This window comes from Wohlfahrtiimonas sp. XWW7, from assembly GCF_056716055.1.
The window spans coordinates 1295001-1311797 of the sequence record NZ_CP168032.1 but is presented as its reverse complement, the minus strand read 5'-3'; the positions used below and the strand labels follow the sequence as shown (position 1 = coordinate 1311797).

Sequence of the window (16797 nt, the reverse complement as noted above, 5' to 3'; positions counted from 1 at the left end):
AAGGTTGGCAATGCCAACCTTTTATTGTGATCAAATTAAGATAATTTCAAATACTCTTCTGCAATCAATGCTGAGTTTGCGCTTGCTTTCGCTAAATATGTTTCAAAATCCATATCATTGCCTTCGTTATGCGTTACATCACTTAATGAACGTAATACAATCCAAGGTGTTTGATTGCGCTCACACGCGCATGCAATTGCAGTTGCTTCCATATCCACAGCAATGGCATTCGTAAATTTTTCTTGAATACGTTTAAATGCATCTGAATCTTTGGTCACAAATTGATCACCTGATACAATCAATCCCAAATGATATGGTGTATTTAAAGATTTCAATACAGCTTCAATGCCTGATAAATCAGAATGGCCATTTTCAAAAATAAAGCGTGAATCAGTGATTGTGTTTGGCCCAATATCGAAATCATGATATTGCAATTTATTAGCAACAACCACATCACCAATAGTTTGACCAACTTTTGTACCACCAGCACTACCAATATTAATCACTTCTGTCGGCTTAAATTCTTTCAATAAAATTGCTGCTGTATATGCTGCATTCGCTTTACCAATGCCAGACTTGGCCACAACAATATTTTTACCACCTAACTGACCCTGATGAATTTCTACACCATCAACAACACCTTTCACAACCATTGCCATACGAGCAACCAATGCACAAACTTCCTCATCCATTGCACCAATAATGACTTTAACTTGGTTTATCATAATAGATCCTTTTTAAATTTATATTCCAATCCAAAGCTCTTGAAAAAAAAGCTTTAGTTTTCACTAAAGCTTTTCTTGAATTATTCTGCTTTATTTCGCATATGTGGGAATAATAACACGTCTCGGATGGATGCTGCATCAGCAAAAATCATCACTAAGCGATCGATCCCGATTCCTTCACCTGCTGTTGGCGGTAAACCATATTCTAACGCAGTGATAAAATCTTTATCTAGATGCATTGCTTCATCATCACCTGAGTCTTTCTCAGCCACTTGAGCCATGAAACGCTGATATTGATCTTCAGCATCATTCAATTCCGAATAACCATTGCCAACTTCACGACCGCCAATGAAATATTCAAAACGATCTGTGATCATTGGGTTTTCATCATTCTTACGCGCTAATGGTGAAACTTCTGAAGGATATGCTGTGATGAATGTTGGTTGCATCAAATTCTCTTCAACCTTCTCATCAAATACTTCCATCAAAATTTTGCCCCAACCATCAGAATCTTTAAATTTAATACCGATAGATGTCGCCAATTCCGCCACACCTTCACGAGTATCTAAATCAAAGTTTTTAGCTTCTGGATAATGATGAACGATAGACTCTTGAACTGTCATACGAACTGCTGGCTGACTAAAATCCAAAGTCAACCCTTGATAAGGTACACTTGTTGAACCCACAACATCTTTTGCTAAAGTTGCCATTAATTCATCAGTGAAATCCATCATATCTTTATAATCAGCGTATGCCCAATACCATTCAACCATTGTGAATTCAGGGTTATGGCGCGTTGAAACACCTTCATTTCTAAAGTTACGATTCACTTCATAAACTTTTTCCATACCACCCACAACCAAACGCTTCAAATAAAGTTCTGGCGCAATACGCAAATAGAACTCCATATCCAAAGCATTGTGATGTGTAATGAATGGTTTTGCATTCGCACCACCTGGGATAGAATGCATCATTGGTGTTTCAACTTCCTCAAAACCTTTATTGTCAAAGAAGTTACGAATGGTACGCATGATTTGTGTACGCTTACGGAACACCTCACGCGCTTCCATATTCATAATTAAGTCAACATAACGCTGGCGATAACGCGCTTCAATGTCCGTTAAACCATGAAACTTATCTGGCAATGGACGCAATGATTTAGTCAATAAATCAATTTCAGAAACACGAACCGTCAATTCACCCTTATCAGAACGCGAAACAACACCTGAAACACCGATGATGTCACCGATATCCCAATGAGAAAATTCTTCAAATTTCTCTGCGCCAATCAAGCCTGTATTCAAGAACAACTGAACATCACCTGTCTGATCACGAAGAACAACGAATCCACCCTTACCAAACAAACGTTTAGACATGATTCGACCAGCCATCTTCACATGAATATTTTCAGCAGCCAATGCTTCCTTATCCATATTTTCTGTACGTTTATGCAAATCCTTCGCATGTGTATCTTTGCGGAATTGATTTGGAAACGCTACATCCTTAGCCTTTCGAATGCCTGCTAATTTCTCACGGCGTTCAGTAATTAAATGGCTTTCGTTGACTTCTTCGGTTTTAATATCTTGACTCATAATTCTTTGACATAAAAGTTAATAAAATAGGATTAGCTTGAGTAGTTCGGTGCTTCTTTAGTGATTGTTACATCGTGAACATGTGACTCACGCATACCTGCGTTTGTGATCTGTACAAATTTTGGTTTAACGTTCATGTCTGCAACTGTTGCGCAACCAACGTAACCCATACCTGCACGAATACCGCCCATCAATTGGTGAACGATTGGCACCAAAGAACCTTTATATGCAACACGGCCTTCAATACCTTCTGGTACTAATTTATCTGAAGTTGTACCTTCTTGGAAGTAACGATCAGAAGAACCTGCGCCCATTGCGCCTAAAGAACCCATTCCACGATATGATTTATAAGCACGACCTTGATAGAATTCAATATCACCAGGTGCTTCATCAGTACCTGCTAATAAACCACCCACCATGATGCATGATGCACCTGCGGCTAATGCTTTAACCATGTCACCTGAATAACGAATACCGCCGTCAGCAATGACAGGAATACCACGATCTTTCAACGCCGATGCAACATTAGAAATCGCACTAACTTGTGGCACGCCGATACCTGCAACAATACGAGTTGTACAGATTGAACCTGGGCCGATACCTACTTTAACAGCATCCGCACCAGCGTCCGCTAATGCAATAGCAGCTTCAGCAGTCGCAATATTACCTGCGATGACTTGTAAATTTGGATAAGTTTGTTTAACCCAACGTACACGATCAATAACACCTTTAGAATGGCCATGTGCTGTATCTACAATGATCACATCCACACCCGCTGCTGCCAATGCTTCAATACGTTCTTCAGTACCTGCACCAGCACCAACTGCTGCACCTACGATTAATTGCTCATTTGCATCTACACATGCATTTGGTAATGACTGTGAACGAGAAATATCTTTAACTGTAACCAAACCACGTAATTCATTAGCATCATTCACGATTACTAAACGCTCAACACGGTGTTCACGCAGCAAGTTTACGATTTCTTCACGGCCAGCATGCTCTTTAACTGTAATTAGACGATCACGTGGCGTCATTACATCTTTAATGCGAATGGACAAGTTATCATGGAAACGCACATCACGATTAGTAATGATGCCCACAACTTTACCTGCATCAATTACTGGCGCACTTGAAATTTCAAATGTGCTGAACATGTGGCGTAATTCAGCCAATGTCATATCTGGTGTTACAGTTACAGGATCAGAAATGATACCGTTTTCGAATTTTTTAACTTTACGAACTTCAGCTGCTTGCTCTTCGATCGTTAAGTTTTTATGAATGATACCGATACCACCTTGTTGCGCCATAGCAATTGCTAAACGGCTTTCCGTTACTGTGTCCATTGCTGCTGATAATAGTGGGATATTTAAGCTGATTGATTTCGTTAGTTGAGTCTTTAAAGATACTTCTTTAGGTAGAACTTCAGAATAATCTGGAACGAGTAAAACATCATCGAAAGTTAGTGCTTGCTCAATAATACGCAACATAGTGTTTGATCCCTCTAGAGATTGGTTTGCCAAAAAAGATTGGCTCGGGATTCTAACACAAAATGGGGAGTTTTGGCTATCTACTTTCTATTTCTATATGATCTATTAATAATTGCAGTGATCGACGACCACGCCATTCATTCACATCCAATTTATAAATACAACGTACTTTCTCTGTGTTTTCTTGCCAATCCTTTGCTTTGAAAAAGGCAATACCATTGATAGTAAAGTTAGATTGTGGATGTTTTAATTCAAGTTTTAAATGAGTATTTTGCAGGATTTTAGCATCCACAACGTCAAAGGTATTATCAAATGTTGGCTCTGGGAATGTTTGCCCCCAAGGCATTGCAGTTCTTAATACAGCCGCATTATCTAATGTAAAATCTTCAACACCCAATTCCCCATCCGTATAAATAACCTTAGGATCAACGTCTCTTAATAGTTTTTCTGCGCGCATTGTGAATACATTTTGAAATGCTTTAAATGCAGATTTTCTTAATGTTAAACCTGCTGCCATCGCATGACCGCCAAATTGTAAAATCATATCTGGATATTCAGTTGCAATGCTTTCCAATAAATCACGTAAATGAATCCCTGCAATGGAACGACCTGAACCTTTTAATAATTCATCATTCTCTTCAGCAAAAATAAACGTTGGGAGATTAAACTTTTCTTTCACACGCGATGCAACGATACCAATCACACCTTGGTGCCAAGAAGGATCATACAAAGCTATGCCGCTCGGCAATTCTTCATCATTCGATAATATTTTTGCCAAGATCTGTTCTGTTTCTACAGTCATCGAGCGCTCAATTGCTTTACGCTCTTGGTTAAAATTATACAAACGACCAGCATAATAACGGGCGCGATCTTCAGCATCTGTGATCAAGCATTCGATCCCTACACGCATATCATCCAATCGCCCCGCAGCATTTAATAATGGAGAAATACCAAAAGCAATATCTGTCGTGGACAATTCAGCCTGTTTTTTACCTGATACTTCCAATAATGCCTGAATACCAACAACTGTACGACCTCGTCGAATTCGTTCAATCCCTTGTTGAACTAAACAGCGATTATTGCGATCTAAAGGCACTAAATCAGCAATTGTTCCCAATGCAACCAAGTCCAAATAGTCTGCTAAATTTGGGGCTGTTTGTGACGTAAAATACTTTTGATTAATCAGCTCACGCCGAACCGCCATCAAAACATAAAAAGCAACGCCAACACCGCACAACGAACTACTTTCAAAGTCACTATTTTTAAGATTAGGATTCACAATGGCATCAGCCATCGGCAAAACTTCACCTGGCAAATGATGATCTGTAACAACGACATCAATGCCATGCTCTTTTGCTTTTGCGATTGCCGCAATACTTGAAATCCCATTATCTACAGTGACGATTAAATCTGGGGCAGCTTCTAAAATTGAATCCAATAATGAAACCGTTAATCCATAACCATCCAACATTCTATTGGGAATACGATATGAAACATCTTGGCTGCCAAATAACCTTAAAACACGCATCATAAGTGCTGTGGAAGTTGCACCATCCACATCATAATCACCCACAATCAATATTTTTTTCTGCTGAATAATTGCATTTGCAATAATTATCGCGGCTTTCTCACAATCACTTAAAGAAGTAGGTACCAATAAATCCTTAAGGCTAAAGGAGCACTCCTCAACCGATTGTAATTGGCGGCGTTGAAGCACTCGATTCAAAAGTGATGATGAACTCAATTCAACATTAGAGTTTTGTACTCTTTCTACAATGATCATTCTGGCAAATAACTATAAGTGAACTTAGGTCGTGATAATACAAACTTAAACTTTTTGTTATACACAAATCTTTCGCCATTCACTGTATCAATGATTACATTGCTGATTAACCCTTGATCTACAGCAACCAATGCTGGCGCCAATAACATATTGGCAATTTGAGATCGTGCATCTAACCAACCTAATAAATCATTGTCAGAGATTTTACTCACTAGACGATCATCCACCACACAAATATTAGGATGATTATGAACCATTTGAGAAAAATCAGCCGTTGAATTGCGTAGTGGGAAAAATGACATACCTGCGCCACTACCAACGCCACGAATGATTGCATTATCTGAAAATATTGCTGAATATTCTACATCTGCATCAAATTCATACTGCTCCCCATTACCCCAAGGCCAAAAATCCACAATAGGATCATAGCGCTGCCTTAATCTTAAACTATTGTAAGAGTAGGTTTTCAACCAATCATGCGCATGATTGAATTGTTCTTGCCAATACAAAGCATCAGGGCCAGATAAACCATAGCTTGCAGGATCAATACCTTTGGGTCTTAATCCCCAAATCGGGGTTGATTTAACCTCATTATTTTTCTTTAAAGAGATAAACCAATCGCCATTGGTTGTCACAATTGAGTCCTCTGCAAATGAAAAATCACTTGCAAAATCTTCTGCCATTTTTTGAACCATATGGCCACGTAAATTTGTCACACCCAACTGTGTTAACAAAGAGAGTTTAAACCAGTTGTTAGAACGCATACGAATGCCACTTGCATTCAAACCACAGCGCGCCCAAGCAATATCATCTGGTAACTTTAAATATTCTGTTAAAGCATCTTGAATCAAAAAATGATTGGTTTTATGCGCGGTAGATGAATGTAAGAATCTATCATAAACAGAATCCAACGGAACCGATGAGATTTTATTTGCCCAAGCATTCGGCAAATGATCCGTCAAACATGGGATGATAAATAAAACTGTATTCATTAGTTAACTACACCACTATCAATTTAAATTAAAGTACTTCTCTAAAAATTCTCTTAACTTTTCTTGATTAGGAAATAAAATACCCCTTCCTCTGTCCAAAACTTCAACAATTCATTAGAAGTTTTACTTAGAAAAGCCTTAAAATCAATTTCCGAGTGAGGGTCTGTCGTCACAACCTGAATTTCATCACCCACATCCATTTTTTGCAACGCCTGCTTAGTTTTCAAAATAGGCATTGGACATTGCAAATTTTTTAAATCTAATATTTCCATAATCACCCATTCATTAACATGCACGCCATGATAATCGCATCTTCACGGCCATTTTTTGTAGGATAGTAATTCTTCCGAATATCTATCTCATTGAATCCTTCTGATTCATACAATGATAAAGCCGCAACGTTAGATGACCTAACTTCTAAAAAAATCGATACGATATTTTTTTCAATCATATCTTTCTTTACATATTGCAACAACTTACGACCTAAACCTTGACCTTGATAATCTGGATCAACCGTAATATTTAAAATAGTGGCTTCATCCAATACTATCATCATAAATACATAAGCAATTACTCTATCATAGTACGTTATTTTAATTTTATACTCATCCCCTTCAACCATAGAGCTCATAATCTTCTCGCTCCAAGGAATGGGATATGCTTTTTTCTCAATGCTATATATTGCTTCAAAATCACCCTGGGTGATTTCTAAAAACTGAATATCTTCCATTGTACACTTATTCCAATAGTTTTTTCATGTCTTTCCACACCTTTCGCTTTTCTTCAGGAAATTTTAATAATTGATATGGATTATAACTAACATACACTGGAATCTGTTGCCCCAATATTTCCAAACTCGCTACCTCAGTTCGCATATCGTCAAAAGATTTTGCTTCTTTCAATAAATATTTGGCAACATTTCGGCCCAACAATAAAATTTTGGTAGGTCGAATTTCATTCAACTCTGTCAACAAATGCTGAAAACACTGATTCTCTTCTGTTTGCGTAATGAATGATTGATACGGTGAACATTTCACATATGGCGTAATATAAACATCATCCATAGAATAACCAATTGTTTTGAGAATATTGGTGAATAATACGCCTGCTTCTTCAGCAAATGGTTCACCTGCAACATCTTCATTAAATGTTGGCGCCTCTGTAATGACAACAAGCTTGGATTGATTCGATCCTTTACCAGATATAACTTGTGTACGACCCGCATGTAATTTACATGCAGTACAATTATCAACAGATGCCGCAATGGGAGCGTCAACTTGAGGTTGATGATAATCAACCTCAGGTATAACACTGGATGATATAGCTATGGACGCCTCAACAGGCAACGCTTCTTCCTGAAGAGTGGGCTCGATAACCTCTGAAGCTTCCTGTCCACGCACTTGCCAAACAGGAATCTTCAGTAATTTTAAATACTCTAAATTATGACTCATGATGCTCGTGACGCTCATGACGTTTTGCTTGTAATGCTTGCATACGTTTTTTACGTGCTTGTCTACGATACACATATTGTACAGGTGCAGATAAACCATAAATGAATGCAGTTAAAAACAACACAATAGATGGTGATGAAATCAACATACCTGCATAAATTACAACGATAATTAAAGCAGTAAATCTAACTCTCTTAATTTCTAGTGTTTTAAAACTATAAAACAAGAAATTCGATACCATCATTAACCCCGCATAGAGTGTCACTATAACCATTAAGCCTGTTAAATCATGACCTGTAAAAGTCAAATCCGCACCGAATGCAGAGGCAATTTTTTTAATACCAACTTCACCTGCCCAAACTGCACCTGCAACAATCGCAGCAGCCGTTGGACTTGGTAAACCTACAAAATAACGCTTATCCACAGAGCCGATCTGCACGTTAAAACGTGCTAAACGAAGCGCTGCACATGCTAAATAAACGAACGAAGCAAACCAACCGATCCCGATCACTTTAGAAACTTCACCCAAGCCTTGGAATGACCACATATAAACTAAAATGGCAGGTGCCGCACCAAAAGCAACCATATCTGCCAATGAGTCATATTGCTCACCAAAACTACTTTGTGTATTTGTCCAACGTGCAACACGCCCATCCATGCCATCCAAAACCATAGATACAAAGATTAAAACTGCTGCCGCAGCATAACGTCCTTCTAATGCTAATAAGATGGAGCTAAACCCCGTCATCAAAGAAGCCGTTGTAAAAAGATTCGGCAAAATGTAGATGGCATTTTTTGAAAGATTATTTTTAATCTTTTTATTATTCATTAAAATCGCCTCGTTATGGAAAACCTGTATTATACATTCTTGATTAGTGGAAGCTATAGCTAAAGGCAACATTCACTCATCAAGCATTTTGCATAACTATTGAGGTTATTTCCTGTTTAAAGGGTTCATTAATACATACATTGCTACATAATTAAGGATTGAATTCATCATTATTATGATGATCATCAATTCTTAACCATATTAAACAAATATCATCACAACATTGTAACAACTGACAATATTTAAAATTATCACAAGTTATGAATAAGTCCACATAACCTGTGGATAATTATGTGTATGACTCAGTTAAAATAACCATAAACTATTAATTTTTATTAATTAAATAAATATGATCATTTTTTTCTCTTTACGTCCTTTATTTCAGTTCTTTGGGCTTTGTATAGGTGATTAACGCTACATATTGCAAATAAAAATAGAGATAACCAATCACTTCTTTTTCTGTAATCTTAGTAATAAAACGATCCACCAACATAGAATCCTGATTCAACAAATCATCCATAACGCGATCCATGATTTCTGTTTTCAATTCTAGATGCTGCGATAAATAATGAAGAACTTTTTCTGAATCATAATGTCTATAACTTTCCACAATAAAATCCACATGCTTCTGTAGTAATTTTTTATCTTTAACACGCAAAACACCTTCGGATGCAATCATGAATGGCGTTGTTAAATTCTCCTGATAGCCTACTAATAGTTTTTGCAGCAATGTTTTAGCAACATCAATATCAATTGCGTCAATAACCGTTTCATAAACCTTTTTACCATCACAATAAAAAACTTTGGTGACAATACTTCGATGCAATCTCACAGTATTTAAAAGATGTGTCACAAATCCATCAAACTGACGTTTCAAATGCCATTTCCCAGCAAATACTAAACATTGTTGATCGCTATTATTCCCAATCACTGTGCCTGTTACGATAATATTATCTAATACAATATTCACCTGCTCTTCTACGCCATATTGGCAATGATTGATTTTGGCTTCTAATACAAGTTTTAATATTGGTTCAATGAATGCATGCCAATCCAGCTTAGCAAAAGCAAATTTGGGCAGCTTACCTTCCGCTTTATACTGTTGAAACAACTGATGTCTTGCGTAATCATGTAATAAATCATCAGGTATATCGTTATAAAATAACTCCTCGATTAAATTAATACGTGCCTGATATGTTTCCAAAGCATCTCTTTCTGACAAGGCAAAAATTTCATCATCTTCAATCTCACTCATGGATTGCTGATAAAAATTGATGCCAAAATGATGAATACTGAAAGATTTCAGCGGATCTTTAAAAGCATCAATCAGCATTTTTGCCGAAATTTGTGTAAGTTCAGAGGATTTCGGTTCATATTGTGCATCATCCAAATCATGTAATGCAGGTAACCATTCTTTTTGGAACGAATGAATTGGGCTATGATCACTAAAGAGCATTGGGCTAAATGGCGATAAAGGATGATGAATGGTTAATGCCTGTGCCACCATTTGCCCTGAATCTGTTTCTGCAATTTCATCTAAATAGTGCTGCAATTCATTCACAAATAATGATGGAAACATTTCACTATTGTTGTGAATATTTTTACCAATATAGCTGATATAGAGTTGAGACTTGGCCGACAATATCGCCTCTAAAAACAGATAACGCTCATCATTAACTGTAGAACGATCACCACGTTGAGGATGCGCTTGCATCAAATCATATTCTGGATATTGCTTACGATGGGGAAAACTTTCTTGATTCATTCCCAACATACAGACAATCTTAAATGGAATGGAGCGCATTGGAATGAATGTACAAAAGTTAATAGAACCAGTTAAAAATCGTGATTCTGGCCTAAATGAAGACAGATGCTCATTCAAATTTCTCTGAATTAAATGAATGGTAATCGGATCAGTGAATTGAACATTATCACCTTCATCTAAGAAATTGTTCCAGATCGATTGCAAGTGTTGTAAACGATATTGAGTGACATCATTGTCGATATAGAACTTCGACCAAATCTCAGGCAATAATGTTCGCCATTCATCCAATGAATATGCCTGAGATAACTGAGTTTTTAAATCTATTAACGCATCTATAAAATCCACTAAATGACCTAATGTTACTGCTTCTCCGCCTTGAATATAAGGAAAAGCTAAAACATCGTCAATTTCAACAGCCTCATTCAAACTGTAACCCAACAATAAGCGTTTCAATCCCCACAACCAAGTATTTGTAGGCTCTTCACGCACATTCAATTCTGCTAAATGATTGTGATCAATACCAAACTTAATATTACTATTTTCTACCCATTTACGAATCAGCTCTCGATCATTCTGACTAATGTGAAAACGTTCAGCAATCTCAGGGATTTCCAATAATGTTAATAATTCGGAAACAGTAAAATGACTTTCTGAGATCGAAAGCAATAATAAAAATGCATCCAAAATGGGCTCATGTTTACCCAATGTAAAATCTGAAATAGTGAATGGAATTTTAGCATCATATGAGAAAGGCGAGCCGAACACCGCTTCAATCATCGGACGATAACGATCAATATCAGAAACCATCACAATAATATCTTTAGGCTCTAACTCATGGTCACGATTAAATGCATGTAGCAATTGATCATATAAACCCTCCACTTCCCTTCTTTCACTGTAATGTGAATGAAAACAGATGCTTTTATCATCAGCTTTCAACAAATATCGTGATTTTTCTAGATTAATTGCTGCTAAATTAAAAACTTCTTTTTGTACATAACCCAATAAACCATAAGTTTCTGGTTCACTGAATGCTTCAATTTCACGAATATCATCATATTGTGATAATAAATGAATAAAATCTCTCCCAATTTTCCCGAAGCTTGCCAATAGTGGATTGCCATGAAATTCTAACCATTGCTCTGATGTTTCCAACTCAACATCTAAACCATATTCATCTATATCAGGCGAGAAAATTTCCTCACGTGCTTCAGCTGATTCAAAAATAATGCGCTGAACATTACGGTTACGGTATTGCGTTAAATCTCCCCAATAAAACTGAGACGGATTAGTGAAAAAAACATGCACATCAATTTTCTGACTTAATGTATGCAATAAATCAATGAACAATGGTGGCAATGTTGAAATCCCAATCACAAATAAACGAGTAGGAATATTTTTATTTTGATAACGCTCCTCAGGCAACGATTTCAATAATTTTGTAATATTTGCTAAATAATGTTTTGGAATGACTTTATGATAAATCTCTTGCCATACTTTTTGCTGCCACAGCTCATCCATTGAATCATTAAAAACTAATTGATTTTTCTGCCATGCATCAAACCAATCTGGGCGATAAGCTAAGTATTTATCAAATAATCCTGCAATTTCTTCAGCTAATCCCATCATTCGTATATCATGATCTTGTGTATGATCATTGGATAAATATCGTTCTAAAACGTCCAAATCTGCCAATGAAGAATGTTTCAATACATCAAATACTGCCCAAGTTAATGTTAACCGAGAAATTCTTAAATTAGTTTGTTGCCGTTCTTCTTCTGTCAGTAAGTTCTCAATGATTGTAACAATCTGATTAATCGGGAATTCTAATTTAGTATTCGCAAAAATATTATGCTCTTCCGCTAATGCACTCTTTAACCAATTCGTCATCCCACTACTATGAATAATAAAATATTCAGGTAATAAAGGGTTTGCTAAAGGATTTTTTTGGATCAAATAACTTGCCATATATTGCAAGGAATCTAAATGATTGGAGTGATAAATAGTAAAAGCCATAGCCACTTCTTTTAATGATAATATATGCATCATTGTAAGCTAAATTCAGCATTAAATGGATATTGATAGGATTTATTATGGTTAAAGTTTTATTTGTCTGCTTGGGTAATATTTGCCGATCTCCAATGGCCGAGGCACTATTTAGAGAAAAAGTGAAAGCCAAAGGATTGGAAGATAAAATTTATATTGCCTCTGCCGCAACAGGCGACTGGAATTTAGGCAAACCACCGCATCATGGCACACAAGAAATCTTAAATGAAAGAGGCATTTCTACAAAAGGCATGATTGCTACACGAATTTGCGGTGATGACTTTGAAGCTTATGATTATATTTTAGGTATGGATAATAATAATATTCGAGATCTCAAAGCGCTTCCACCAACCGATCAGTATGATTCTAAAATCCATTTATTCTTAGAGCCACTCAATAATCCTGAACATACGGAAGTACCTGACCCTTATTACACAGGTAATTTCGAATTAACTTATGATCTAGTGAATCAAGGCTGTGATTATTGGTTGGATTATATTATTAAAAATCATCATTTATAAATAACAAAAGCGATCATTGAAGATCGCTTTTTATTATCTTACATTTTTACGAATATAATCTATCACAATCCCCCAACCTGCTTCATTGGGTGCATCATATGACCATAATTGTTCTGATTCATCATCTAATAATACTAATAATTCATGATACTGTTTTGATAAAGTTTTTCTAACCTCAGAATCTATTTCTAATAATTCTTGTGTAGATAATTTAAATCTTGGATTAATGAGAAAATTATGATGATCACAAAAATGCCCTTTCATTTTATTACTGAAAGGATCTATCGGAAACAACTCAATCAATTTCTTATAATGTATAGCTAAATCATCAAGCTGATGTACTTTTAAAGCATTTTCTATAAATGGTAAGAAATCATAGCCTTCGATGATTCCACTCCATCCATCGCCTTTCCAATGACCAATAATATTCATCATAACAAATGCGTTAAAAGCCGCTGTATCTAATTGCTGAGCAATACTATCAATGTCTCCAAGAGACCAAATTTTCTCTGCAATTTCTAATAAGTCTTCTTCTGTATTTATATTTTCCAATGCAATAAAGCATTTCAATGTCATCATAATTTGTTATCTTTAATTTATCTTCATCATTATAATGAAACACAACATAATAAATAAGCTAGCGCCGATTATTAGATTGGTTTTCGTGTCTTTCCAAAGAGCTTGAAAGCTCCTCTTTCTACCTATGCATAATAAAACAATCCATCTAATAGATGCACCAATAATAGGCAATATATATTCAAATATTATTTGTGCGACGCCTTCTCCGATTCCACCCATTGTCAGCAACACTCTTTTAGGCTCAATAAAAACTTTTGTTATTGTAACATTGAGTACTAATCAACATTTAATTATCTTTTCCATTTTCTTTCTTTTACACAAAGAAAAAGCCCACTCAATGAGTGGGCGATTCATATTAGACCCTGGAGATGACCTACTTTCACATGGGGAGGCCCCACACTATCATCGGCGCAGCTACGTTTCACTTCTGAGTTCGGAATGGATTCAGGTGGTACCATAGCGCTATTGTCTCCAGGAAAACTGGTGGTTGGATGTTATTATCAACACCGCAACAGCATTCTTTGGTTTAGTTGGTTAGCTTTCGCTTGCGTCGTATACCGACATTATTGTGTTACGATTCTGAGACCTATTATATGGTCAAGCCTCACGGGTCATTAGTATTGGTTAGCTCAATGCATTACTGCACTTACACACCCAACCTATCAACGTCGTAGTCTCCGACGGACCTTTAGAGAGGTTAAACCTCTAGGGAAATCTAATCTTAGGGTGGGCTTCCCGCTTAGATGCTTTCAGCGGTTATCCCGTCCGTATTTAGCTACCCGGCAATGCCATTGGCATGACAACCGGAACACCAGAGATACGTCCACTTCGGTCCTCTCGTACTAGAAGAAGCTCCCTTCAAATTTCCAACGCCCACGGCAGATAGGGACCGAACTGTCTCACGACGTTCTGAACCCAACTCGCGTACCACTTTAAATGGCGAACAGCCATACCCTTGGGACCGACTACAGCCCCAGGATGTGATGAGTCGACATCGAGGTGCCAAACTCCGCCGTCGATATGGACTCTTGGGCGGAATCAGCCTGTTATCCCCGGAGTACCTTTTATCCGTTGAGCGATGGCCTTTCCATACAGAACCACCGGATCACTAAAACCTACTTTCGTACCTGCTCGACTTGTCTGTCTCGCAGTCAAGCACCCTTATGCTTTTGCACTCAAAAGCGCGATTTCCGACCGCGCTGAGGGTACCTTCGCACTCCTCCGTTACTCTTTCGGAGGAGACCGCCCCAGTCAAACTACCCACCATGCAATGTCCCCGATCCAGATAATGGACCTAGGTTAGAATTTCAAATATTTCAGGGTGGTATTTCAAGGATGGCTCCACTCAAACTGGCGTCTGAGTTTCAAAGCCTCCCACCTATCCTACACAAAAAGATTCAAAATCCACTGCAAAGCTATAGTAAAGGTTCACGGGGTCTTTCCGTCTTGCCGCGGGTACACCGCATCTTCACGGTGATTTCAATTTCACTGAGTCTCGGGTGGAGACAGTGTGGCCATCATTACGCCATTCGTGCAGGTCGGAACTTACCCGACAAGGAATTTCGCTACCTTAGGACCGTTATAGTTACGGCCGCCGTTTACTGGGGCTTCGATCAAGAGCTTCGCGTTACCGCTAACCCCATCAATTAACCTTCCAGCACCGGGCAGGCGTCAGACCCTATACTTCCACTTTCGTGTTTGCAGAGTCCTGTGTTTTTGATAAACAGTTGCAGCCACCTTTTCACTGCGGCCCTCTCAAGCTTACTGCGTAAAGCATTCACCTAAAAGGGCGTACCTTCTCCCGAAGTTACGGTACAATTTTGCCGAGTTCCTTCACCCGAGTTCTCTCAAGCACCTTAGAATTCTCATCCCGACCACCAGTGTTGGTTTGGGGTACGGTTTCTATATAACTGAAGCTTAGAAGTTTTTCTTGGAAGCATAGCATCAACTACTTCGGAGTCCGTAGACTCACCGTCATCACATCTCGGTATTAAGATCCCGGATTTGCCTAAGATCTCTACCTACTTGCTTAAACTGGGATAACCGTCACCCAGCTAGTTTAGCTTTCTCCGTCCCTCCATCGCATTATATAGAAGTTCAGGAATATTAACCTGATTCCCATCGACTACGCATCTCTGCCTCGCCTTAGGGGCCGACTCACCCTGCTCCGATTAACGTTGAACAGGAAACCTTGGTCTTTCGGTGTGGGAGTCTTTCACTCCCATTAACGTTACTCATGTCAGCATTCGCACTTCTGATACCTCCAGAATCTCTCACGAGTATTCCTTCTCCGGCGTACAGAACGCTCCCCTACCACTTAATATCTAAATATTAAATCCGCAGCTTCGGTATATCGCTTAAGCCCCGTTGAATCTTCCGCGCAGGCCGACTCGACTAGTGAGCTATTACGCTTTCTTTAAATGATGGCTGCTTCTAAGCCAACATCCTAGCTGTCTATGCCTTCCCACATCGTTTACCACTGAGCGATAATTTAGGGACCTTAGCTGGCGGTCTGGGTTGTTTCCCTCTTCACAACGGACGTTAGCACCCGCTGTGTGTCTCCCATGATTGCACTTTCTGGTATTCGGAGTTTGCATCGGGTTGGTAAGTCGGGATGACCCCCTAGCCGAAACAGTGCTCTACCCCCAGAAGTGATACATGAGGCGCTACCTAAATAGCTTTCGGGGAGAACCAGCTATCTCCAAGCTTGATTAGCCTTTCACTCCGATCCACAGCTCATCCCCATCTATTGCAACAGATGTGGGTTCGGCCCTCCGGTCAGTGTTACCTAACTTTCAGCCTGGCCATGGATAGATCGCCTGGTTTCGGGTCTACACCCTGCGACTAATTCGCCCTATTAAGACTCGGTTTCCCTATGCCTCCCCTATGCGGTTAAGCTTGCCACAGAATGTAAGTCGCTGACCCATTATACAAAAGGTACGCAGTCACCCTAAAAAGGGCTCCCACTGGTTGTACGTACACGGTTTCAGGTTCTATTTCACTCCCCTAGCCGGGGTTCTTTTC

At 38.4% G+C, this 16797-nt stretch carries 12 protein-coding genes and 2 rRNA genes (1 of these 14 cut by a window edge); 1 reads left to right on the top strand and 13 read right to left on the bottom strand.

Going from position 1 to position 16797, the window contains the following annotated elements; genetic code table 11:
• Positions 1-35 precede the first annotated feature (35 nt).
• From ACA100_RS06300 to recC, 10 genes are all read right to left on the bottom strand, one after another.
• Complete coding sequence (locus ACA100_RS06300; RefSeq protein WP_481076865.1) at positions 36-725, bottom strand: 5'-methylthioadenosine/adenosylhomocysteine nucleosidase; 690 nt, start codon at positions 723-725, stop codon at positions 36-38.
• Between the two features lie 80 nt (positions 726-805).
• Complete coding sequence (lysS, locus tag ACA100_RS06295; protein ID WP_481076864.1) at positions 806-2317, bottom strand: lysine--tRNA ligase; 1512 nt, start codon at positions 2315-2317, stop codon at positions 806-808.
• A gap of 32 nt (positions 2318-2349) precedes the next feature.
• Positions 2350-3807, bottom strand: coding sequence for an IMP dehydrogenase (guaB, locus tag ACA100_RS06290; protein WP_481076863.1), 1458 nt, complete (start codon positions 3805-3807; stop codon positions 2350-2352).
• 76 nt (positions 3808-3883) lie between these two features.
• The gene (recJ, locus tag ACA100_RS06285; RefSeq protein WP_481076862.1) at positions 3884-5590 is read right to left on the bottom strand and encodes a single-stranded-DNA-specific exonuclease RecJ; all 1707 of its coding nucleotides are present in this window, start codon (positions 5588-5590) and stop codon (positions 3884-3886) included.
• Complete coding sequence (locus tag ACA100_RS06280; RefSeq protein WP_481076861.1) at positions 5587-6582, bottom strand: hypothetical protein; 996 nt, start codon at positions 6580-6582, stop codon at positions 5587-5589. Before ACA100_RS06280 ends, recJ begins: the two co-directional genes overlap by 4 nt.
• A 53-nt stretch (positions 6583-6635) precedes the next feature.
• Entirely contained in the window at positions 6636-6854 is a 219-nt protein-coding gene (locus ACA100_RS06275) for a sulfurtransferase TusA family protein (protein ID WP_481076860.1), read from the bottom strand.
• Between the two features lie 2 nt (positions 6855-6856).
• A complete protein-coding gene (gene rimI / locus ACA100_RS06270; RefSeq protein ID WP_481076859.1) occupies positions 6857-7312 on the bottom strand; it encodes a ribosomal protein S18-alanine N-acetyltransferase in 456 nt (151 codons plus the stop codon).
• 7 nt (positions 7313-7319) lie between these two features.
• Positions 7320-8033, bottom strand: a complete 714-nt coding sequence (locus tag ACA100_RS06265) for a uracil-DNA glycosylase (RefSeq protein ID WP_481076858.1) — start codon at positions 8031-8033, stop codon at positions 7320-7322.
• Positions 8023-8862, bottom strand: coding sequence for a CDP-diacylglycerol--serine O-phosphatidyltransferase (gene pssA / locus ACA100_RS06260; protein WP_481076857.1), 840 nt, complete (start codon positions 8860-8862; stop codon positions 8023-8025). Before pssA ends, ACA100_RS06265 begins: the two co-directional genes overlap by 11 nt.
• A 376-nt stretch (positions 8863-9238) precedes the next feature.
• A complete protein-coding gene (gene recC / locus ACA100_RS06255) occupies positions 9239-12643 on the bottom strand; it encodes an exodeoxyribonuclease V subunit gamma (RefSeq protein WP_481076856.1) in 3405 nt (1134 codons plus the stop codon).
• 77 nt (positions 12644-12720) lie between these two features.
• Between recC and ACA100_RS06250 the strand changes: the two genes are divergently transcribed.
• Positions 12721-13194, top strand: a complete 474-nt coding sequence (locus ACA100_RS06250; RefSeq protein ID WP_481076855.1) for a low molecular weight protein-tyrosine-phosphatase — start codon at positions 12721-12723, stop codon at positions 13192-13194.
• 33 nt (positions 13195-13227) lie between these two features.
• On the opposite strand, the gene ACA100_RS06245 is transcribed toward ACA100_RS06250, so the two are convergent.
• From ACA100_RS06245 to ACA100_RS06235, 3 genes are all read right to left on the bottom strand, one after another.
• Positions 13228-13773 (bottom strand): hypothetical protein, encoded by a 546-nt coding sequence (locus ACA100_RS06245; protein ID WP_481076854.1) that lies wholly within the window; start codon positions 13771-13773, stop codon positions 13228-13230.
• A gap of 360 nt (positions 13774-14133) precedes the next feature.
• Positions 14134-14249, bottom strand: a 5S ribosomal RNA gene (gene rrf, locus ACA100_RS06240).
• A 117-nt stretch (positions 14250-14366) separates the two neighbouring features.
• Positions 14367-16797: ribosomal RNA gene (locus ACA100_RS06235) — 23S ribosomal RNA — on the bottom strand (it continues 478 nt past the right edge of the window).

Bases quoted from the DNA above. Each gene is read 5' to 3' on its own strand.
- ACA100_RS06300 (WP_481076865.1), bottom strand. From the start codon at position 725: ATGATAAACCAAGTTAAAGTCATTATTGGTGCAATGGATGAGGAAGTT.
- lysS (WP_481076864.1), bottom strand. From the start codon at position 2,317: ATGAGTCAAGATATTAAAACCGAAGAAGTCAACGAAAGCCATTTAATT.
- guaB (WP_481076863.1), bottom strand. From the start codon at position 3,807: ATGTTGCGTATTATTGAGCAAGCACTAACTTTCGATGATGTTTTACTC.
- recJ (WP_481076862.1), bottom strand. From the start codon at position 5,590: ATGATCATTGTAGAAAGAGTACAAAACTCTAATGTTGAATTGAGTTCA.
- ACA100_RS06280 (WP_481076861.1), bottom strand. From the start codon at position 6,582: ATGAATACAGTTTTATTTATCATCCCATGTTTGACGGATCATTTGCCG.
- ACA100_RS06275 (WP_481076860.1), bottom strand. From the start codon at position 6,854: ATGGAAATATTAGATTTAAAAAATTTGCAATGTCCAATGCCTATTTTG.
- rimI (WP_481076859.1), bottom strand. From the start codon at position 7,312: ATGGAAGATATTCAGTTTTTAGAAATCACCCAGGGTGATTTTGAAGCA.
- ACA100_RS06265 (WP_481076858.1), bottom strand. From the start codon at position 8,033: ATGAGTCATAATTTAGAGTATTTAAAATTACTGAAGATTCCTGTTTGG.
- pssA (WP_481076857.1), bottom strand. From the start codon at position 8,862: ATGAATAATAAAAAGATTAAAAATAATCTTTCAAAAAATGCCATCTAC.
- recC (WP_481076856.1), bottom strand. From the start codon at position 12,643: ATGGCTTTTACTATTTATCACTCCAATCATTTAGATTCCTTGCAATAT.
- ACA100_RS06250 (WP_481076855.1), top strand. From the start codon at position 12,721: ATGGTTAAAGTTTTATTTGTCTGCTTGGGTAATATTTGCCGATCTCCA.
- ACA100_RS06245 (WP_481076854.1), bottom strand. From the start codon at position 13,773: ATGATGACATTGAAATGCTTTATTGCATTGGAAAATATAAATACAGAA.